Source organism: Mangrovicoccus ximenensis (genome assembly GCF_003056725.1).
Classification (GTDB): domain Bacteria; phylum Pseudomonadota; class Alphaproteobacteria; order Rhodobacterales; family Rhodobacteraceae; genus Mangrovicoccus; species Mangrovicoccus ximenensis.
This window is the reverse complement of sequence record NZ_QBKZ01000015.1, coordinates 491,475-511,157: the sequence shown is the minus strand read 5'-3', so window position 1 is coordinate 511,157 and position 19,683 is coordinate 491,475. Positions and strand designations below refer to the sequence as shown.

Sequence of the window (19,683 nt, the reverse complement as noted above, 5' to 3'; positions counted from 1 at the left end):
TGGTTCGGCCGAAGATCGGCCAGGGCGCGCGGCGCACGGCAAGCGGTCGCCGCATGGCTGCAGGGCCGCCTTGCCCGCCTGCTGCCTGGCAGGGGCAGCACGAAGCCGTGGGCTACGACGGGTGCCGGGCGAATGGCCGGAAGGAACTGGCACTTGGCGCTGAGACCGACGGCGCCTGTTTCGGCGGCGCCGATCGTGCTGCTCGCCCGCCATGGCCGTGCGCTGCCCGAGCCGGTCGCGCCGGGCCAGCCGCTTCTTGGCTTCATGCTGCCCGCGACGCCGCTGCACCACCTGCTTCTGGCTGCGGTGGGCCGTCCGCTGGTGATGACCTCGGGCAATCTCTCGGGCGAGCCGCAGGCGATCGGCAATGACGAGGCGCGCGGGAAGCTTTCCGGTTTCGCCGATGCCTTCCTGATGCACGACCGCGAGATCGCACGCCGGCTCGATGACGGGGTCGAACGGATCACGCCGCAGGGGCCGATGGTGCTGCGCCGCGCGCGCGGCCGGGTGCCGGGGACGCTGCCGCTGCCTCCGGGCTTCGATGCCGCGCCGCAGGTCGCGGCCTTCGGCGGGCAGATGAAGGGCGCGGTCTGCCTCGTGAAGAGCGGACAGGCGCTCCTCGGCCATCACCTCGGCGATCTCGACGGCGCGCTCTGCGCCGAAGCCTTCGAGGCGGCCTGCCGCGACTATGCCGCGCTGTTCGGTCACCGTCCCGAGCTTGTCGCCTGCGACCTGCATCCCGAGTACCGCGCCAGCCGCCATGCCGCGGCGACCGGCCTGCCGGTGATCCGGGTCCAGCATCACCACGCCCACATGGCGGCCTGCCTGGGCGAGAATCTCTGGCCGCTCGACGGCCCGCCGGTGGCCGGGATCATCCTCGACGGCCTGGGGCTGGGCGAAGACGGCACGGTCTGGGGCGGCGAACTGCTGCTCGGCGGCTACCGCGGCGTCGAGGGTCACGTCGATGCCGAGCGCGCCCGCCGCGGACTGGGCGAACTGCCCGGAAAACGCGGTGGACGACACCGTGCCCCAGCGTCCCGGCGTGACGAAACCGCCATTCTGCAGCGACCCGCCGCTGCCCAGCCGCATATGCGCGCCCATCAGCACATCCGCCCCGGCGGCGTTGACGATGGTCACCGCCCGGCCCGCCGTGCCGTCATGCCGGGTGCTGTCGACCGCCCCCGCGATCACCCCGGAATTCTCCACCTGCAGCGCCGCCTTGCCGTCGGTGCGGATCACGTCGCCCGCCATCGAGCCGTGGCGCAGATGGCCGGCATTGGAGATCAGGTTGTCGCGGCCGTCCATGATCGCGACGGTCTCGCGCCCGTCCTCGCCCACGGCCACCGTGGCGCCGCCGGCGATATTGACCGTGACGGTGCCCGCCGCCTCCTGGTGCGTGCTGGCGCTCTGCGCCAGGATCGCGCGGCCGCCGGTCCCGGCCGCCATAACGTTGGCATGGGCGTTGACCGTGACATCCCCTGCGGTATCGGCCGTCGCCGGATCGGCATGGTCCGGGCGGCCGCCCGCGCCCGATTGCGCGAAGATGCCGTGCGCATCCTCGCCGCTGACATGGATCATGCCGTAATTCGACACCGTGACCGTGCCGGCAGCGCCCGCAGCGCCCGCGCTGCCCGCAAAGTAGAAGGGAACGATGGTCCCGTCGGAGGCCGCCCCGCTGGCGCCGCCGCCGCCGCCCACCGACTGGGCGAAAATGCCGTGGGCCGCGGCCGCTGGTGCAGCTCTTCTCGGGCTACGAGGAAGACCGCGGCTGCATGCATGTCAAGGCCGGCGAGGGCGTCGAGACCGAGCGCGCGGGCACCCGCGCCGGGCACCAGTACAGCCTGCTCGGCGATATCGGCTCGAACAGCTCCGGCGTCGTGGTCGAACCCTATCTCATCGTGCTCACCGACCGCAGCGACACCTTCCCCACCTTCCAGCACGAGGGCATCGAGATGCTCTACATGCTCGAGGGCGAGATGGGCTACCGGCATGGCGACCGGCTCTACCGGATGCAGCCCGGCGACACGCTGCTCTTTGATTCGGACGCGCCGCACGGGCCCGAGGAACTCGTCGCCTTCCCGATCCGCTACCTGTCGGTGATCACCTATCCGCAGAAGGGCTGATCCCGTCGCTGCCCGTTTTCCGGGCAGACTTCCCGCCAGGAAAATAATTTTCCCCGAACCGGCAGGAATTCACTGGCAGGAAGGTTAGTTTCTTCGTAGGCAGATCAGGACAGGCGGCCCGGCCGCCCCCCGGAACAGCTATGGAGGACCCATGTGCGGCATCGTTGGCCTTTTCCTGAAGAATGACGCGCTCCAGCCGCGGCTCGGCGCGCTGCTCGCGGACATGCTCGTCACCATGACCGACCGCGGCCCCGACAGCGCCGGGATCGCGATCTACGGCGCGCCCGCCGAGGGCGTGAAGATCACCGTCCAGTCCGACGCGCCCGCGGCCGATTTCGCCGGGCTCGACGCGGCGCTGGCCGCGGAGACCAGGTCCTGCCTGCCGGATGCTCGGCGCCGGGGCGCGTGCCCTTCCGGACAAGCGCGGGCAAAGCCTGCCGGACCCCGAGCGGATCCGCGTCCCGGCGCGACCGGAAGTCCGGGGCCTGCATGGATCGCTCCGGACTGCGCTCCGCCGCCATCCGTGCTATCCCGGTGTCCTGCAAACCGCTGCCACCGGAGGAGACACGACCGATGCCCGACCGCCGCCGCTTCCTTGCTGCCACGCTTGCCCTTTTCGCTGCGCGCCCCGCTCTGGCGGCGGCGCCGGCCGTCCATGTCGTAAAGGATCCTGGCTGCGGCTGCTGTTCGGCCTGGATCGCGATCCTGGAGGCAGAGGGCTTTGCGGTGACATCCGAGGACATGGCAACCGCCGCGCTGCAGCGGCACAAGGCGCAGAGCGGGGTTCCGCAGGCTCTGGCCGCCTGCCACACCGCGCATGCCGGCGGCTACTTCCTCGAAGGCCATGTGCCGCCGCGCGAGATACGGCGGCTTCTCGCGGAGCGGCCGGCCGGGCGCGGTCTGGCAGTGCCGGGGATGCCATGGGGCTCGCCTGGCATGGGCCCAGAGACGGAGCGGGAGGCCTACGAGGTCCATTTCGTCGGCTCCGATGGCCGCGCATCCGTCTTCGCCGCCTATGATGCGGCCTGACCGCAGCGTCCTGGCGCCGCGGGCTGCCATCGCGCAGGGCGCGGGTCTGTCCCGGTACGTGTCCGGCCCGGGCAATCGCGCCTGGAAACCCGGCGCGGCTTGGTGCCGCCACGGCGAGCCAGAGGCCGCAGATGACGGCGAGCCCGGCGCGCATGTGATGCAGCCCGAAGAAGACCGGCGACCAGACCGCGTTCAGCACGAGCTGCAGGCACCAGAGCGCCATGGCAACGGCGCTGCCCTCGTGCGCCGCGGCCAGCGCCGCCGCCACCGCCATCAGCACATAGAGCAGCGTCCAGACCGCCGGGAACATCCAGTTCGGCGGCGTCCAGCCGGGTTTTTCCAGATGGGCGTACCAGTTGCCCGGCTTGAACATCACCCCGGTCGCCGCAGCGACCGCGGCGGCAGCGAGATAGGCGGCGAACAGCATCCAGTCCATGCGGCAGCTCCGTTGGTTGAGGCTCTGCCGGGGAAATAGCGGCCCCGCGCCCGGTTGCGAGTCCCGGACCGGAAATCTGCCGGAGGGTCAGGCTCTCCATTCCCCGGCCACGGCCCGGCTCGCCGGCCCCGCCCTTGGGCGTCGGGAAAGGAGAGACCGCGATGATCCGGTCCGCCTGTTGTGCCGCGCCCGCGCTTTCCTGGTCGCATGCGCCCGAGGGCACCGGAAACTTCGTGCTCATGGTCCATGACCCGACTCCCCGGCCGGCCGGGCCGGGTTCCGGCACGGGATCGCGCTCGACATCCCGGCCCCGGTCACGGAGCGTCCCGCCGGGGCAGGGCGGCTCTGCCGGAAGACGCGCGGAGCATCGCCAATGATCACGGCGCGGCGGGCTGTGGCGGCTCCTGCCCGTCCCCGTGCCGCTGCAGCTCGGGGGCCGCCGGGCCGATCCGCGCGACCACGGTTTCGCCCGCCGTCACCGCATCCCCGGCATGGAGCGCGATGCGCTGCAGCTTGCCGCCGATCGGGGCGGAGACGGTATAGACCTCGCGGATGCGGGCGCGGCCTTCTTCGGTGATGATGACGGCAAGGTCGCGGGGGGCGATGCGGGCGGTCTCCACCGCGACCGGGCGCGGCTGGAACGCCCAGGCCAGGAGCAGGGCGGCGAGCGCGAGGACGGAAAGCGGGATCAGCAGGCGGCGCATGGCTCACTCCCTTGTCTTCAGGACGGCGACGATGTCGAGGCGGCGGATCCGGCCGCGGATCGCCAGGGCGGAGAGGAAGGCGGCGGCGCAGACCACCAAGCTGGCAATTGCATGGACCTCGCGCCCGACGACGAAGGGCACGCGGTAGAGGTCGGAGGAGAAGGCCGCGGCCATCGCCGCGGCCATGCCATGCCCGATCAGCCAGCCCGGCGGCTGCGCGGCGAGGGTGACGATGGCCAGCTCGGCGAAGAGCATGGCCGAGACCTCGCCTTCGGTGAAGCCCAGCACCCGCAGGCTGGCCAGCTCGCGGCCCTGTTCCGACAGCGCGATGCGGGCGAAATTGTAGACCACGCCGAGCGCGATGATCGCGGCGAGTCCGACATAGACGGTGATCATCACGGTGATGTTCTCGGCAAGCGTCGCGCGGAAGGCGGCGAGCGCGGCGGCGGTCACCGCCAGCGTGCCGGTGCCGGGCGCGGCGCCGCGATGCGCGGTATAGGTCAGCCGCCGCGCGGGCAGGTGGATCACCGCCGCGACCGGCACGCCCGCCTCGACCACCGCCAGCGACAGCGCCCAGGTGCGGTCGCCGCTGGCGAAGCTGCGGGTTCCGTCGATCGGGTCGATCACGAAGACATGCTCGGTCGAGAGCCGCCGCGGATTGTCCTGGGTCTCCTCCGACAGCCAGCCGTAATGCGGCCGCGCATCGAGCAGCAGCTGCAGAAGATGCGCGTCGACCGCCAGATCCGCCTCGGTCACCAGCCCCTGGTTGCCGGGCTTCTCCCATTGCTCGGCGCCGCCGTCGAAATAGCGCAGGGCGATCTCGCCTGCGCTGCGGGCCGCGTCGAGCAGCAGCTTCAGGTCGTCACTGGCCCGCAATGGACATCCCTTCGATCAGGAGCGAGGGGATCACCCGGCTCAGATGCGCGCGCGCATCGTTGGCGGGGATGATCCGGAGCAGCATGTCCTTGAGATTGCCCGCGATGGTGCATTCGTTGACCGCATAGGCGGGCTGGCCGTTCTCGATCCAGATGCCCGCCGCGCCGCGCGAATAGTCGCCGGTGGTCGGGTTGATCGTCGCGCCGATCATCGAGGTGACCAGGAGGCCGGTGCCCATTTGCGCCATCAGCTCCGCCGGGCTGGCCGTGCCCTGGCTTAGCGCCATGTTGCCGTTGGCGGGCGAGGGCGGCGCGGAGGTGCCGCGCACCGCGTTGCCGGTCGGCGCCATGCCGAGCTTGGGCGCGGGCAAGACCACCCGCGTGCCCTTGGACCTCCTGGCCTCGGGGCTGGTCGAGGGCCGCATCCTGATGCTGGAACCCCGCCGCCTCGCCGCCCGCGCCGCAGCCGAGCGGATGGCCTCGACGCTGGGCGAGGAGGTCGGCCAGACCGTCGGCTACCGCATCCGCGGCGACAGCAAGGTGAGCCGCGCGACCCGGATCGAGGTCGTCACCGAGGGCATCCTGACCCGCCAGCTGCAGGCCGATCCCGACCTGCCGGGCATCGGGCTGGTGATCTTCGACGAATTCCACGAGCGCTCGCTGCAGGCCGATCTGGGGCTGGCGCTGGCCTGGGAGGTGCGCGGCGCGCTGCGCGACGACCTGCAGATCGTCGTCATGTCGGCGACGCTGGACGCCGCCCCGGTGGCGGCGCTTCTGGACGATGCGCCGATGGTCACCTCGGAAGGCCGCGCCTTCCCGGTGGAGACCCGCCATCTCGACCGCCCGAAAGGGCCGCGCGACCGGATCGAGACCGTGACCGCCGAGCTCGTCGCCCGCGCCTATGGCGAAACCGGGGGCGGCATGCTGGTCTTCCTGCCCGGCGAGGGCGAGATCCGCCGCACCGAGGCCCAGCTGAAAGGCCGCCTGCCCGGCGATGCCGACATCCTGCCGCTTTTCGGCGCGATGGAGCTGAAGGCACAGCGCGCCGCCATCGCCCCCTCGCCCGCCGGCCGCCGCAAGGTCGTGCTCGCCACCTCGATCGCCGAGACCTCGAACGCCTTGGCCTGGGCGCTGTCGGGCTGGCTCGCGACGATCGGCGCGCCGCCGTCGGAGGCCAGGCGGATCTGCAGGTCGAGCGGCACCTCCGCGAGGAGCGGCACGCCGAGCTTCGCCGCTTCCGCCGCGACGCCGCCATGGCCGAAGAGATGCTCCTCGTGACCGCATTGCGAACAGACATGGGCACCCGGCCCTGCTCGTAGAGCGCCGCGACCGGTTCCGCCCGCGCCACCTTGCCCTTGGTCGCGCGCACCGCGCGGAATGCCACAAGCGGATCGATCTGCCGGATCACGCTTTCCACGAGATCGCCGCCCTGGTTGACCTCCGCCACCATGCGGTCGGCGCCGTGCCGCGCCATCGCCTCCAGCGCCGCCTGCGCCCAGACCTGCGGGGACACGCCCCTGACCGAAGCATCCTCCAGCACGCNAGGCCTGCCAGTCCTGCGGCTGTCCCTGCGTCCGCGCGCCGACCACCACGATGCCGCACTCGTCCGACCCGTCATGGCCGGTCACCGGCGGATCGACCGCCACGACCACCCGGTCCATCTGCGGCGGCCGGTCGAGGCCCAGCGCCTCCAGCATGCCCATGGTCCACATCGCGCCCTCGGCATCCTCCAGCAGAAGCCCGTCCAGCTCCTGTCGTCCCAGCCGCGAGCCGTCATAGCGCGCCCGCACCTCTTCGAGGAACGATGCCGCCAGATAGGCCTTGTTCGCCTCGGTCGACGCATGGGTCACCACCGTCGAGGGCGTGTCGAGGATGCGCTTCAGCACGCCGACATTCCTAGGCGTCGTCGTCACNCACCTGCCGCGGCGTCTGCCCCAGGCGCAGGCTGAACTGCAGCATGTCCCAGGCATCCTCCGCCCGCTTCCACTTCGCCAGCTCGTCCACCCAGGCGGCATCGAACTGCGGCCCACGCAGGGCCTCCGGCTCATGCGCCGAAAAAGCCTCGGCGATCGCTCCGTTCGGCCATTCCAGCCGCTTCTTCGACGCCACCCATTGCGGACGGCGGTCGGGCGGCGAACAGGCCAGGATGCCGCTGTCGCCCTCGATCATCACCGCGCGCACCTGGTCGAAAGTCTCGCCGACCAGCGCCACGCGGCGCGAGCGCCCGGCATCGAGCGGCAAGGCGCCCTCCACCTCCGAGCGCACCCATTCCGAGCCCGCGCGCGTCTTGCCCGCGCCGCGCCCGCCCATGATCACCCAGGTCTTCCAATCCCCCCCCGGCGGCAGCTGGTGCGGCAGCGCCCAGAAGTCGAAACAGTAAGGGAGCGCCAGAAGCGCTCCCTTCGACAATCCGTTCAGGAACTCGTCACGCACCGCCTGCCCGCTNGGAGGCAAGCCAGGCGGCGCCCGATCTCAGATCGGGCGGCATCGAAGTCGATGGCGAAGTCATGCGCGATCCCGGCACGTTGCTTATTTCGTTCATCGAGCTTCATCCTCGCTTTCAAAGCCGTGTCCGAGGCGGCATCGAGCGCGGCGACGATCTTCTTCGCCTCCGCGGCATCGCTGCAATCCCCGTCCTCGAGTTTCCGGATCATCTCGTTCAGAGCCCGCGAGGCGCGCTCGAACTTGTCAAAGGCATCCGCGACGATCGCCGCGGCGCCGCCGTTTTCCTGCTCAGCACAGATCAACGTCATTGGGTACCAACCTACTCTCTCATGCGTGAAACACCGCACGAGCAGAGACGAAAAAGGCACCTGCCGGGTCGCCCCGGGGTGCCTTGCCCATCTCTTCTAGCTTGCCTGAAGTTGTATCCGGGACCGGACGATCTGTCAAGCGCGCAGCGCCGGCAGACCCAACTCAAGCCGTTCTGATCATTAGGAAATCCGTGAAGCAAGAGTTAACGCGGACCGGGTTTCCCAAGCCTTTCCGGGACATGCCGCGGCTGCGATATCTTAACCGCACGCTCCTGCCGGACGGGGCGCACCGGACCCGCAGGTCAGGCATTCCGGAGCCCCGGGAGCCCGCCGACTCGCCATCCGTCAACAAACGCTTTCCAGAAATCTTCCGCCTTGGCCGCGCAAATGCACGCCGCAGCGCTGTTCCCCGTACGGACAGACCTTCCGGGCCCCGTTCCGATCAGGGAACACGGCCCCGGGACGGGCCGGCACGTGAAAAAGGGGGCCGCAGCCCCCCTTCCCGTTCCGGATTGCCCCGCGCCTCAGCGCCCGAACCAGCCCTTGTTCTTCACCGGCGCCCGGTCCGCGGCGCGGTCATCGTCGTCATCCCCGTCGAAGACATCCGCCACCCGGTCGATCGCCGGGTCGATCCGGCGGTCCCAGAAGCGGCTCATCGCCCGCCAGGCCAGCGCCGCCAGCGCGATCAGCGCCAGGATCACCACGATGTTGAAGACCGGCCAAGGCTTGTCCTGCGGGGTCGGGATGTTCCGGACCTTCAGCACGTTGGGATAGATCGAGAACAGCTCGCTGCGCCAGCCATAGCTCTTCACCAGCGCCCAGTTGGGATTGTCGGAGGACGAGATCAGGTCCGAGGCCTGCGCCTGCACATTGGCGCTGTCGAACTTGAAATAGGGCGGCCAGCCCCAGCCGGTATCCTCGTTGCGGAACACCTTCGGCTGCCCGCCTTCACGGATCGTCTGGATGATCTTCACGTCGCGGGTGCCGTCGGAGCTCGAGCTCTCGGAATTGGCGTAGAACCAGCTCCCGGAGGTGTCGATCCGCTGGATCTCGGTGTTGACCACCCGCACGACATATTGCCGGGGCAGCGTGTAGCTGAGGAAGCCTGCCACGATCACCACGAGCCCTGCGAACAGGATCAGGCTCAGTTTCCGCATCATATGTTCAATTCTCCGTCTCCGCCGCGCTGCCGGGCCGGCCGTCCCGGTTCCCCGGCCGGACCGGGCGGGGCGGTCCGGGCAGGCGTGTCTCTGGTGTCAGGGGCGGAACGCACCGGCCCGCGGCAGGGTTCCCGCCGGACACCGGCCGCAGCGGGCCCGGGTCGGGGTCGGTCATGTCAAAGGGCCTTTCGGCTGCGGGCATTCCGGGGTCTTATATAGGCAAAGCGCCGGGCGGCGGAAAGGGCGAAGACCATGATGACACCGGGAGACCGCAACCTGATCACCGATGTCGCGGGGCTGCATGTCGGCAACGCCTCGGACATGACTGCCAAATCCGGCGTGACGGTGGTGACCGCCGACCGTCCCTTCACCGCCGCGGTGCATGTGATGGGCGGCGCGCCCGGCACCCGCGAGACCGATGCGCTGGCGGCGGACAAGCTGGTGCAGGGCGTCGACGCGCTGGTGCTGTCGGGCGGGTCGGCCTTCGGGCTCGATGCGGCCTCGGGGGTGATGCAGGGGCTGCGCGCCATGGCGGTCCTGCCGCCGCGCAGCATCTGCCGCACGGCGCCGATCCCGGCCGCGATCTGGCCGCGCAGCTCCGGTTCGATCCGGGTCACCGCCTCGAGTCCGGCGCGTGCCTTGCGGTTGCCGGGATAGCGCGCCAGCAGATCGAGATAGAGCGCCGCCGCCTCGCCCGGGGCGCCGTCCCTGGCCAAGCCTTTCGCCCGGCGCAGCTGGCTTTCGACCGTTGCGCTTGTTGCCGCCATGCGCAGATCCTCCTCTCGGACACCGTGCTAGGGACAAAGCTCTAAGGCATGGTGAACCGATGCGCTCTTTCCCTGTCCGGCGCCGCGCGCTAGGAGAGAGCCATGAAATGGACGCTGCCCAATATCCTGACCGTGCTCCGGCTGCTCGCAGCCCCTGGCGCGGCGCTGGCCTTCGCCTTCCTGCCGCGCCCGCTGGCGGACTGGATCGCCTTCGGACTGTTTGTCGGCGCGTCGCTGACGGACTTCCTCGACGGCTGGATCGCGCGCGCCTGGGGCCAGCAGAGCCGCTTCGGCGCGATGCTGGATCCCATTGCCGACAAGGCGATGGTGGTGATCGCGCTGGCGGTGATCTTCGGCACCTCGGGGATGAACCCCTGGCTGATCGTGCCTGCCACGGCGATCTTCCTGCGCGAGGTCTTCGTTTCGGGCCTGCGCGAATTCCTCGGCAAGGACGCGTCCAAGCTGGCGGTCACCAAGCTCGCCAAGTGGAAGACCACGGTGCAGATGGTGGCGATCGCGATTCTGCTCGCGTCCGGCGCGATGCATGCCGGGCTGGTCGACCTGCTCGGCACCGGGCTCCTGTGGGTCGCGGGGCTGCTGACGCTGGTGACCGGCTGGGACTACCTGTGGAAGGCACTGCCCTATCTGAAGGAAGAGCCGCTGCCATGATCGACTGCCTCTATTTTGCCTGGGTGCGCGAACGCATCGGCGTGCCGCGCGAGCGGGTCGAGACCTCGGCCGCCACCGTCGCCGAGCTGGTCGAAGAGCTGCGCGCGCGCGAGCCGCGCTACGCCGCCGCTTTCGAGGACCTCTCGGCCCTGCGCGTCGCCATCGACCAGGAGCTTGCCGATTTCGCGGCGCCCTTGGAGGGTGCGCGGGAAGTCGCCTTCTTTCCGCCGATGACCGGCGGATGAGCGTCCGGGTCCAGACCGGTTGCTTCGATGCCGGGGCGGAGCTGAACGCCTTCTCCGAAGGCCTCGCCAATGCCGGCGCGGTGGTCAGCTTCACCGGCGTGGTGCGCGACCGCGATGCCGGCGGCATGGTCGCCATGGAGATCGAGCATTATCCCGGCATGACCGAACGCGCCATCGCAGCGATCGCCGAGGAGGCGCGGCGCCGCTGGGACCTGGCCGATGCGCTGGTGATCCACCGCCACGGGCGGCTGGAGATCGGGGCTCCGATCATGATGGTGGCGACCGCGTCGCGGCACCGCGCCGCCGCCTTCGAGGCGGCCGAGTTCCTGATGGATTACCTCAAATCCCGCGCGCCCTTCTGGAAGAAGGAGATCGGCCCGGAGGATGCCGCCTGGGTCGAGGCAAAGGACGAGGACGAGGCTGCGCTCGGCCGCTGGTCGTCCGGCGCAGAATAGCGCGCAGCCCGGAAGGGGCGGATGCCGCGCCCGGAGGGGCGCGGCCATGATCGCGTCAGGCGCGCAGCGCCTGTCCGCTGGATCAGGTCTCAGTAGGAATAATCCTTGTAGATCCGGGTCAGGTCGCCGTTCCAGTCGCCGTTGAAGCGGCGCAGCAGCTCGTCGGCCGGGGTCTCGCCGGTCTCGAGGCTTTCCTTCAGCGCGTTGAGGAAATGGGTCTCGTCCGGGACCATGCCGCCCGCGCCCTTGATGCCGCGCGCCTTCAGGCCCGACTCCGCGATTGCCACGACCTCGCGCGCGAGATCGTGCATCTTGCGCCCGCCGACCTCGGCCTGCAGCCCGTCGATCGAGGCAGCCACGCGCCAGGCGTCGCGCTCCTCGGCCGTGAAGCCCTTGGCCAGATCCCAGGCCGCGTCCAGCGCCGACTGGTCGTAGAGCAGCCCGACCCAGAGCGCCGGCAGCGCGCAGAGCCTGCGCCACGGGCCGCCATCGGCGCCGCGCATCTCGATGAATTTCTTGATCCGCGCCTCGGGGAAGATCGTGGTCAGGTGGTCCGCCCAGTCCGAAAGCGTCGGCACTTCGCCGGGCAGGGCAGGCAGTTCGCCCTTGAGGAAGTCGCGGAAGGACTGCCCCAGCGCGTTGATGTACTTCCCGTCGCGGTAAACGAAATACATCGGCACATCGAGCGCGTAGTCGACCCAGGATTCGAAGCCGAAGCCCTCGTCGAAGACGAAGGGCAGCATGCCGGTGCGGTCGGGATCGAGATCGCGCCAGATCCGCGCGCGCCACGACTTGTGGCCGTTCGGCTTGCCTTCGAGGAAGGGCGAGTTGGCGAACATCGCCGTCGCTACCGGCTGCAGCGCCAGCGCGACGCGCAGCTTCTGCACCATGTCGGCCTCGGAGCCGAAATCCAGGTTCACCTGCACCGTGCAGGTCCGGTACATCATCTGCAGCCCGAGATTGCCGACCGTCTGCATGTAGTCGGTCATCAGGCGATACCGGCCCTTCGGCATCATCGGCATCTGCTCATGCGTCCAGAGCGGCGCCGCGCCGAGCCCGATGAAGCCCGCGCCGATCTCGTCCGAGACGGTCTGGACCTCGCGCAGGTGCTCGTTGACCTCGTCGCAGGTCTCGTGGATCGACATAAGCGGCGCGCCGGACAGCTCCAGCTGGCCGCCGGGTTCCAGGCTGACATTGGCGCCGTCCTTGGTCAGGCCGATGATGTTGCCTGCCTCTTCGACCGGGCTCCAGCCGTAGCGGTCGCGCAGGCCTTCCAGAATCGCCTTGATCGAGCGCGGCCCGTCATAGGGGAGCGGCTTGAGCGTGTCGCGGCAATAGCCGAACTTCTCGTGCTCGGTGCCGATCCGCCAGTCTTCCTTGGGCTTGCAGCCGGACTCGAGATAACCGGCCAGCTGATCCATGCTCTCGATCGGACCGCCACCGCTTTGGGGAATGGACATCGGCTACTTTCCTGGAGTTCGTACAAATGTTCCCTGACACCTGCTGCGAAGCGAAGGCGCTGTCAACCGATCCGGTTGGCGGACCATAGCGGATGGCGCCCGCCGCCCTCGCGCCGCCTGGCCGCGATCAGCCGCGCGGCGGTGAGGCCCGGCAGGCTGTCGAGCGTGTCGAGCAGCGCGTCCTGCCCGGCGGCGGTCACGGGAATGTGCAGGTCCGGACCGCCCTGCTGCGACAGGATCCAGACCGGCGGATGGGAGCCCAGGTCGATCGCCAGCCCGGTCATCAGGTCGCGTTCGATGCTGCCGCCGTCGAGCGGGCCCCAATAGGTGATGCGGCCCTCGTCGGTCTCGACCAGCCCCAGCCCCGGCTCCTTCGGGCGCAGCCGCATCCGCTGCCAGCCGCTGACGCAGACGCCGAGCCCGGCAAGCAGCACGGCCCAGCCGAGCCAGCGGGTCACGCCGAAGGTCGAGAGCGCGATCCAGAGCCCGGCCAGCCCGATCCCGGCCCCGGCCAGCATTTCGCGCCCGCGCCACATCCCGGCACGGATCTCGGGTCGGATCAGCGACATGCGGGGGCGTCTCCGGTCGGGCAGGACAGGGCAGGGCAAGGGATCATTCGGCGGCGTCCCCGTTCAGCGGCTCGACCTCGATCACCGCATCCGGGGCCGCGAGCGCACCGCGCAGCGCGGCGGCGATCCGCTCGGGCGCGGTGTCTCCGGCGAGGGTGATGACATAGCCCGCGACCGCGTCGCTGGCGGCGATGCCGGGCTCTTCGGAGGAATGCACCAGCTCGTGCGAGTCCGGTTCCAGCGCGGCCAGGGCGGCGCCCGCCTGGACCTCGAGATCTCCGGCCGACAGGCCGGGCGCGGTGATAACCACGGAATAGCGCATCATGTTTCCTCCTCTTTGCAGGTTCCAGTCTGGCGCCAAGCGGCGGCGGGGTCCAGCGCCGGAACCGTGCGGGTGCCGTCGAAGAGGAAGAGCCCGAAGCGGCCGATCTGCCGGAAGCCGAGCGCGCGATAGGCCCGCACCGCCTGGTCGGAGGCGGCAAACAGCACCGCGCGCGCCACGCCCGCGCTGCCGATGCATGGCGGCCCGGATCAAAGCCGGAGCGCACCGGGCCATGCCGGCAAGCGTCATCGCATGCGGGGGCGGCAGCTCAGATGCCTTCCCGAAACGCGACGCACGGCCGGGCCGCCGCCCTTGGCGGCACGGCGCCCCAACCGGACTGTCCCCGCGGCAGAAGCGCCGCCCCCCGCTTGCAGGTCCGCAGCATCGAACGCACCATCGGACTCTGCTTTTCGTCACCCTGCCCGCATCGCAACACCTGCCGACCTGTGGCTCCCCGGCCATTTGCGGGCCGGGACTTTCTCCGTCCGGCGTCCCGGCACCCGGGAACTTCAGGCCCATCGGCAGGACGAGGCGGTTCACCCGGAGGCCCATCCCCGCCGGACCGGCCCGAAGCAAGCCGCGGACCTCCCGGCAGACGGCCGCGGCTCTGCAGCAGAACGGTCATTGACCGGTTTGCCCCCACGGAACGCGACCGCGGCAAGGCACTGCTCCAAGCCGCAACGGCGCGCCGGAGTCCTTGATCCGCAGACCGGCCGCATCGCGATCACCGTTACGCCGGGATATCTCCCGGAGCGGGGGCTGGCCCCGCAATCCCCAGCCTGGGATCACGCCCGCAAATGCAATGTCGATCACTCCGTTGCCCGCCAATGATCAAGCCGGGGGCGAGGTCGCACATGGATCAGGTCTCAGGAAAAATTTCCCGGTTGCCCGGGCCAGGTCTCAGCGGAAATCGACATCCATATCTGCCTAGGAGGCGCGCAGCCGCTCCGGCTCGAAATGCGGGATCGCCGAAACGAGGCTCTGCGTATAGGCATCCTTCGGCGCGTGCAGCACCTCCTCGGCCGTCCCGGTCTCGACGATCCGGCCGCGGTTCATCACGATCACCCGCTCGCAGAGCAGCCGCACCACGTTCAGGTCGTGGCTGACGAAGATGTAGCTCATGCCAAGCTCGCGCCGCAGCCGGTCGAGCAATTGCAGCACCACCGCCTGCACAGACACGTCGAGCGCCGAGGTCGGTTCGTCGAGGATCAGCAGGAGCGGATCGGTGGCGATGGCGCGTGCGATGCCGACCCGCGCCTTCTGACCGCCCGAGAGCTGGTGGGGATAGCGGCTGAGCAGGTTGGAGGGCAGTCCGACCATTTCGGCCAGCTCCCCGACCCGCCGCGCAATCGCGGCACCGTCGCGCATGCCCGAGATGCGGCGCAGCGGCTGGGCGATGGCCGCGGCGGCGGACCAGCGCGGATCGAGGCTGTCATGCGCGTCCTGGAACACCATCTGGATGCGGCCGCGCTCGGGCATGCGGGCGAAGCGGGCGGCGGGATGCTGGGCGATGTCCTGGCCGTCGAAGACCACCGAGCCCGAGGTCGCGTCCTGCAGACGGGCAATGATCGAGGAGGTGGTGGACTTGCCGCAGCCGGATTCGCCCACCAGCCCGAGACTTTCGCCGCGCATCATCTGGAAGCCGATACCGTCCACGGCCCGGAAGGGCGCGGGCTTCTTGCCGAAGAGGCCGCCGCCGCGCTTGGGGAATTCCTTGACCAGATCGACGACCTCCAGAAGCCGCTCAGGCCCCGGCGCGCGCTGCCGCGGCGGCGCGATCGAGGGCGGCGCCTCGGGCAGTCCGCCGGTCAGGTCGGCGAGTTCGGAACGCGGCCCCGGCGAGGCGGCGATCAGCTTCTGCGTATAGGGATGCTTCGGGGCGGTGAAGAGCTGCGCGACCGGGGCGGACTCGACCACATGCCCCTTCTCCATCACCACGATCCGGTCGCAATACTCGGCAGCCATGCCGAGATCATGGGTGATCAGCACGACCGACATGCCGCGCGCGCGGGTCAGGTCGCGCACCAGATCCATCGTCGCCTTCTGGGTGGTGACATCGAGACCCGTCGTCGGCTCGTCGGCGATCAGCAGCTTCGGGGAACAGGCCAGCGCGAGCGCGATCATCACCCGCTGGCACATGCCGCCCGAGAGTTCGTAGGGATAGCTGTCGACGCGCTCCTCGGGGTCGTTGATCTTCACCTGCCGCAGCAGCTCGATCGCCTTGGCGCGGGCATCGGTCCGTCCTGCCAGCGCATGGCGCTTCAGCACGTCGGCGATCTGCTGGCCGACCGGCATGATCGGGTTCAGCGCCGCGCGCGGGTTCTGGAAGATCATCGAGATCTCGCGGCCCCTCAGCTCCCGCTGCCGCCCGGTGACCGGCTTGCCGTCATATTCGACGCCGCCATGGGTGATCCGCCCGGCCTGATCGAGCAGACCGATCACGGTATAGGCGCTGACCGACTTGCCCGAGCCGCTTTCGCCGACGACGCCGACCACCTCGCCGGGGGCGACCTCGAAACTGACCTCGTGCAGCGCCTGGACCTCGCCCTTGCGGGTCTTGAAGGCGATCGACAGGGTCTCGACTTTCAGCAGCGGTGCCATGACGGGCCTCATGTCCGGCGGGTGGGGTCGACCATGTCGCGCAGGCCGTCCCCCATCAGGTTGAAGCAGAAGACGGCGAGCATCAGCGCAGCGCCGGGGAAGAGCGCGAGCCACCATTCGCCGGAGACGATGTAGCTGGCGCCCTCGGCGACCATGATGCCCCATTCGGCGGCGGGCGGGCGGACACCGAGCCCGATGAAGCTGAGGCCGGCGGCGTTCAGGATCGCCCAGCCGAGATTCAGCGAGATCTGCACCATCATCGGCGGCAGCACGTTGGGGAACAGCTGGGTGGCGAGGATGCGCAGGTCGGAACTGCCCGACAGCCGCGCGGCCTGGACATAGCCCGCATTGCGGCGCACGGCGACCTCGGCGCGGGCGACGCGGATGTAGAAGGGCAGGTTGATGACGGCGGTGGCGTAGATGACGTTCTCGACCGTGTTGCCCATGGTCGCGACCACGCCCATGGCGAGCACGAAGAGCGGGAAGGCCATGATCGTGTCGGAAAGCCGCCCGACGATCCGGTCGGTCCAGCCGCCGCGGAAGCCCGCGAGGCAGCCGAGCGCCGAGCCGATCACGAAGGACAGCGCCACCGCCGAGAAGGCGATCCCGAGATCGAGCCGCGCGGCGACGATCACGCGGGACAGCACGTCGCGGCCGAGATGGTCGGTGCCGAAGGGATGCGCCAAGGAGGGCGGCTGCAGCGCGTTGACGGCGCGGGTCGCCAGCGGGTCATAGGGCGCGATCAGCGGGCCGAAGACGGCCATGACCGCGAGCAGGCCGAAAAGCGCGAAGCCGATGACCGTCAGCGGGTTTTCCGACATCGTGTAGCGCAGGCGGGCAATCGCGGCCATCTCAGCTCTCCAGCCCGACGCGCGGGTCGATCAGGGTGAGGATCACGTCGATGAAGAGGTTCACGACGACGAAGAGGAGCGCCATGCAAAGGACGAAGCCCTGCACCGCCGCGTAATCCGACGCGACCAGCGCACCGATCGCATAGCTGCCGATGCCGGGCCAGGAGAAGACCTTCTCCACCAGCACGTTGGCGCCCAAGAGGAAGGAGAAGACCATGCCGAGCGTGGTCAGCACCGGCAGGGCGGCATTGCGGAAGGCATAGACCCAGAGGATGCGGCTGCCGCCCAGCCCGTTGGCGCGCGCCGTGCGGACATAATCGCCCGAGAGCGCCGAAAGCATCGCCGCCCGCGTCATCCGCGCGATCGGGGCCAGCGCGAAGAGGCCGAGCGTCACCGCGGGCAGCACCATCTGGCGCAGCGCCGCCCAGAACACCTCCCAGTCGCCGACGATCAGGGCGTCGATGGCGTAGAACCCGGTCACCTGCGGCGGCGAGAGATAGAGGAAGTCGAGCCGCCCAAGCGGCGACGGCGCCCAGCCGAGGATGTAGTAGAAGACGTAGATCAGGAACAGCCCGGTGAAGAAGGTCGGCAGCGACACGCCGGCGGTCACCAGCACCCGGCAGAGATGGTCGACCCAGGACCCCGGCCGGGTCGCCGCCAGCACGCCCAGCGGGATCGCCACGGCCATGGCAAAGATCAGCCCGGCAAAGGTCAGCTCCAGCGAGGCCGGCAGGCGTTCGGCCAGCTCGGCCAGCACCGGACGCCCCGTGGAGAGCGAATTGCCGAGATCCCCCTGAAGGAGATCCCGGAGATAGTAGAGGAACTGGACCGGAAGCGGGCGGTCCAGCCCCAGCTCTGCCCGCACCTGGGCGATGGTGGAATCGTCCGCCATCAGCCCTGCGAAGAACACGGCCGGATCGCCGGGCAGCGCCCGGGTCAGCAGGAAGGTGATCACGATCACGCCGAAGACCGGGGGGATCGCCTGCAGGATCCGTCCGCCGATGCGGGAGAGCTTCTCCATGGGTCAGCCCTTGGCCATGTTCGACAGCGCCAGCTGCCGGTGGAACCACGACACGTAGCCGGTGACCTCGGGCTTCATCGCCGCGTCCAGATAGGGCTGGTAGAGCGGGATGCGCGGCACGTCCTCGAAGGCGATCTCCATCATCCGGGTGATGTTCGGCGCGTAATCCGGCGCGTCGGTTTCCATGGTCAGGGTCTCGTCGACCAGCGTGTCCATCTCGGGATTCGAATAGTTCGACGAGTTGAACAGGTGCCCCTCGATATAGGCCCAGTAGAAGTAGTAGTCGGGATAGTTCAGCCAGCCGCCGAAATTCTCCAGATGCATCGGCAGGCGCTTCTCGACCAGCGCCGCGGTGCGCCACTGGGCGCCCGGGATCTTGTCGAGCTCGGCGGTGATGCCGATCTTGGCCAGCGCCTCCTGGATCAGGAGCGCGGTCGGCTCCATCCAGTCGGCGAGGCCGAGATTGTAGGAGAGCGTGGTCTCGAACCCGTCCTCGAAGCCCGCCTCGGCCAGCAGCGCCTTGGCCTTCTCCAGATCCGTCGCATAGGGGAAGGGCTGCGGCCACTCGATGGTCGAGGGGCTGGCCTCGGTGCCGCCCCACATCGGCTTGCCGCGGCCATAGGCGCCGGCCGCGAGGATATCCTCGTAGGGCAGCGCATAGGCAATCGCCTGGCGCACCAGCTTGTTGTCGAAGGGCGCGAAATTCACGTTCAGACCGAGGCAGTGCAGGCAGTTGTCGACCGGCGCGCCCTCGACCTTGGCCTTGCCGCTCTCGCCCAGCTCCTTGGCGTCCTTGGCGGGCACATCCATGTAGAAATCGACATCGCCGCGCTCCAGCAGCGCCCGGCGGGTCGCCGCCGAGGGCACTTCGCGGACGATCACCCGCTTCAGCGCCGGAAGCTCGCCCAGCTGCCAGTCATCGTTGCGTTCGTAGACGAATTGCTGCCCGGCATCCCAGCGCGCGATCTTGAACGGGCCGGAGCCGGCCGGGTTCTCGTGCAGGTACTCGGTCGCCCAGGGATCGTCCTCGGTGGCGTGTTCCTTGGCGACCTTCGAGTTGATCACCAGCGGCACCGGCACGGCGAGGTCGGGCAGCGCCAGCTTCGAGGGCGCAGGCAGGTCGACGCGGAAGGTCATCTCGTCCACCACGACGAACTGGTCGGGCTCGGACATCGACCCGGCCTTCATCTGCACCAGCGGGAAGCCGCCCAGCGTCACCGCGCGGTCGAAGGACCATTTCACGTCCTCCGCCGTCACCTGGCTGCCGTCCCAGAATTTCGCCTTGGGGCTGATCTTGAAGGTGATCGACTTGCCGTCCTCCGAGACCTCCCAGCTTTCGGCGATCTCGGGCTCGATGACCGTCGAGTCATAGGCCAGCGTGCCGTCTTCCAGCGTCTTGGTGCCGAAGCGCACCAGCCGGTCATAGATGTTCACCGCCACCTGGTAGGACGGCCGGTTGGTGCCCGAGCGGTGCAGGTCGAGGCTGTTGATCGTGTCGCCGATCACCACCACCAGCGTGTCGCTTCCGGCCGCCGCCGAGGCGGGCAGCGCGCGCAGGAAGGGCAGCAGCGCGGCGCCGCCGAGCGCGGCGGAGCCGGTCTTGAGGAACTCGCGTCGTTTCATGTTGATCTCCATGTCGGTCT

The 19,683-nt window shown here is 69.5% G+C and carries 15 protein-coding genes and 9 pseudogenes; 9 read left to right on the top strand and 15 right to left on the bottom strand.

The window, feature by feature from the left end; translation table 11 throughout:
• Positions 1-183 precede the first annotated feature (183 nt).
• The 4 genes and pseudogenes from C7T91_RS18490 to C7T91_RS18475 form a co-directional block, all read left to right on the top strand.
• Positions 184-951: pseudogene (locus C7T91_RS18490) on the top strand (Sua5/YciO/YrdC/YwlC family protein); the annotation flags it as partial.
• 776 nt (positions 952-1,727) lie between these two features.
• Positions 1,728-2,123, top strand: a pseudogene (locus C7T91_RS18485) (cupin domain-containing protein); the annotation flags it as partial.
• Between the two features lie 151 nt (positions 2,124-2,274).
• Positions 2,275-2,484: pseudogene (locus C7T91_RS36125) on the top strand (glutamine amidotransferase); the annotation flags it as partial.
• Positions 2,485-2,696: 212 nt separating this feature from the next.
• Positions 2,697-3,152, top strand: a complete 456-nt coding sequence (locus C7T91_RS18475) for a DUF411 domain-containing protein (protein ID WP_108260516.1) — start codon at positions 2,697-2,699, stop codon at positions 3,150-3,152.
• 115 nt (positions 3,153-3,267) lie between these two features.
• Here C7T91_RS18475 and C7T91_RS36120 read toward each other — a convergent pair.
• The 4 genes and pseudogenes from C7T91_RS36120 to C7T91_RS18455 all read right to left on the bottom strand — a co-directional run.
• A pseudogene (locus C7T91_RS36120) lies at positions 3,268-3,579 on the bottom strand (TspO/MBR family protein); the annotation flags it as partial.
• Between the two features lie 386 nt (positions 3,580-3,965).
• A complete protein-coding gene (locus C7T91_RS18465) occupies positions 3,966-4,292 on the bottom strand; it encodes a hypothetical protein (RefSeq protein ID WP_108260515.1) in 327 nt (108 codons plus the stop codon).
• A gap of 3 nt (positions 4,293-4,295) precedes the next feature.
• Positions 4,296-5,168, bottom strand: coding sequence for an inositol monophosphatase family protein (locus C7T91_RS18460; protein ID WP_108260514.1), 873 nt, complete (start codon positions 5,166-5,168; stop codon positions 4,296-4,298).
• Positions 5,155-5,532 (bottom strand): annotated as a pseudogene (locus C7T91_RS18455) (metallopeptidase TldD-related protein); the annotation flags it as partial. The gene C7T91_RS18460 and the pseudogene C7T91_RS18455, both read right to left, overlap by 14 nt.
• On the opposite strand from C7T91_RS18455, the pseudogene C7T91_RS36115 reads away from it, so the two are divergent.
• Positions 5,453-6,280 (top strand): annotated as a pseudogene (locus C7T91_RS36115) (DEAD/DEAH box helicase); the annotation flags it as partial. The pseudogenes C7T91_RS18455 and C7T91_RS36115 overlap by 80 nt on opposite strands.
• On the opposite strand, the pseudogene C7T91_RS40410 reads toward C7T91_RS36115, so the two are convergent.
• From C7T91_RS40410 to C7T91_RS18440, 3 genes and pseudogenes are all read right to left on the bottom strand, one after another.
• Positions 6,256-6,465 (bottom strand): annotated as a pseudogene (locus tag C7T91_RS40410) (P-loop NTPase); the annotation flags it as partial. The pseudogenes C7T91_RS36115 and C7T91_RS40410 overlap by 25 nt on opposite strands.
• Before the next feature lie 2 nt (positions 6,466-6,467).
• Positions 6,468-7,676, bottom strand: a pseudogene (locus C7T91_RS18450) (DNA-packaging protein); the annotation flags it as partial.
• 768 nt (positions 7,677-8,444) lie between these two features.
• Positions 8,445-9,080, bottom strand: a complete 636-nt coding sequence (locus C7T91_RS18440; RefSeq protein ID WP_108260513.1) for a DUF1523 family protein — start codon at positions 9,078-9,080, stop codon at positions 8,445-8,447.
• 255 nt (positions 9,081-9,335) lie between these two features.
• Between C7T91_RS18440 and C7T91_RS18435 the strand changes: the two are divergent.
• The 4 genes and pseudogenes from C7T91_RS18435 to C7T91_RS18420 form a co-directional block, all read left to right on the top strand.
• Positions 9,336-9,722 (top strand): annotated as a pseudogene (locus C7T91_RS18435) (P1 family peptidase); the annotation flags it as partial.
• Between the two features lie 227 nt (positions 9,723-9,949).
• Positions 9,950-10,516, top strand: coding sequence for a CDP-diacylglycerol--glycerol-3-phosphate 3-phosphatidyltransferase (gene pgsA, locus C7T91_RS18430; protein ID WP_108260512.1), 567 nt, complete (start codon positions 9,950-9,952; stop codon positions 10,514-10,516).
• Entirely contained in the window at positions 10,513-10,761 is a 249-nt protein-coding gene (gene moaD, locus C7T91_RS18425) for a molybdopterin converting factor subunit 1 (protein ID WP_108260511.1), read from the top strand. The genes pgsA and moaD overlap by 4 nt, the downstream gene beginning before the upstream one ends.
• On the top strand, positions 10,758-11,216 hold the full coding sequence (locus tag C7T91_RS18420; protein ID WP_108260510.1) for a molybdenum cofactor biosynthesis protein MoaE: 459 nt from the start codon (positions 10,758-10,760) through the stop codon (positions 11,214-11,216). The genes moaD and C7T91_RS18420 overlap by 4 nt, the downstream gene beginning before the upstream one ends.
• Positions 11,217-11,305: 89 nt before the next feature.
• Here the strand turns inward: C7T91_RS18420 and C7T91_RS18415 are convergent, their stop codons facing one another.
• From C7T91_RS18415 to C7T91_RS18380, 8 genes are all read right to left on the bottom strand, one after another.
• Positions 11,306-12,676: a glutamate--cysteine ligase gene (locus C7T91_RS18415; protein WP_108260509.1), complete on the bottom strand. Its 1,371-nt coding sequence runs from the start codon at positions 12,674-12,676 to the stop codon at positions 11,306-11,308.
• A 62-nt stretch (positions 12,677-12,738) separates the two neighbouring features.
• Positions 12,739-13,245, bottom strand: coding sequence for a hypothetical protein (locus C7T91_RS18410; protein ID WP_108260508.1), 507 nt, complete (start codon positions 13,243-13,245; stop codon positions 12,739-12,741).
• A gap of 43 nt (positions 13,246-13,288) precedes the next feature.
• The gene (locus C7T91_RS18405) at positions 13,289-13,570 is read right to left on the bottom strand and encodes a hypothetical protein (protein ID WP_108260507.1); all 282 of its coding nucleotides are present in this window, start codon (positions 13,568-13,570) and stop codon (positions 13,289-13,291) included.
• The gene (locus C7T91_RS18400) at positions 13,567-13,746 is read right to left on the bottom strand and encodes a GNAT family protein (RefSeq protein ID WP_108260506.1); all 180 of its coding nucleotides are present in this window, start codon (positions 13,744-13,746) and stop codon (positions 13,567-13,569) included. Before C7T91_RS18400 ends, C7T91_RS18405 begins: the two co-directional genes overlap by 4 nt.
• A 748-nt stretch (positions 13,747-14,494) precedes the next feature.
• Positions 14,495-16,168 carry a dipeptide ABC transporter ATP-binding protein gene (locus tag C7T91_RS18395; protein WP_108260505.1) on the bottom strand — a complete coding sequence of 558 codons (1,674 nt, stop codon included), beginning with the start codon at positions 16,166-16,168 and terminating at the stop codon, positions 14,495-14,497.
• A gap of 8 nt (positions 16,169-16,176) precedes the next feature.
• Positions 16,177-17,019 carry an ABC transporter permease gene (locus C7T91_RS18390; RefSeq protein ID WP_108260504.1) on the bottom strand — a complete coding sequence of 281 codons (843 nt, stop codon included), beginning with the start codon at positions 17,017-17,019 and terminating at the stop codon, positions 16,177-16,179.
• Position 17,020: 1 nt separating this feature from the next.
• The gene (locus tag C7T91_RS18385) at positions 17,021-18,040 is read right to left on the bottom strand and encodes an ABC transporter permease (protein WP_108260503.1); all 1,020 of its coding nucleotides are present in this window, start codon (positions 18,038-18,040) and stop codon (positions 17,021-17,023) included.
• 3 nt (positions 18,041-18,043) lie between these two features.
• Entirely contained in the window at positions 18,044-19,663 is a 1,620-nt protein-coding gene (locus C7T91_RS18380) for an ABC transporter substrate-binding protein (RefSeq protein ID WP_108260808.1), read from the bottom strand.
• Positions 19,664-19,683: the final 20 nt, after the last annotated feature.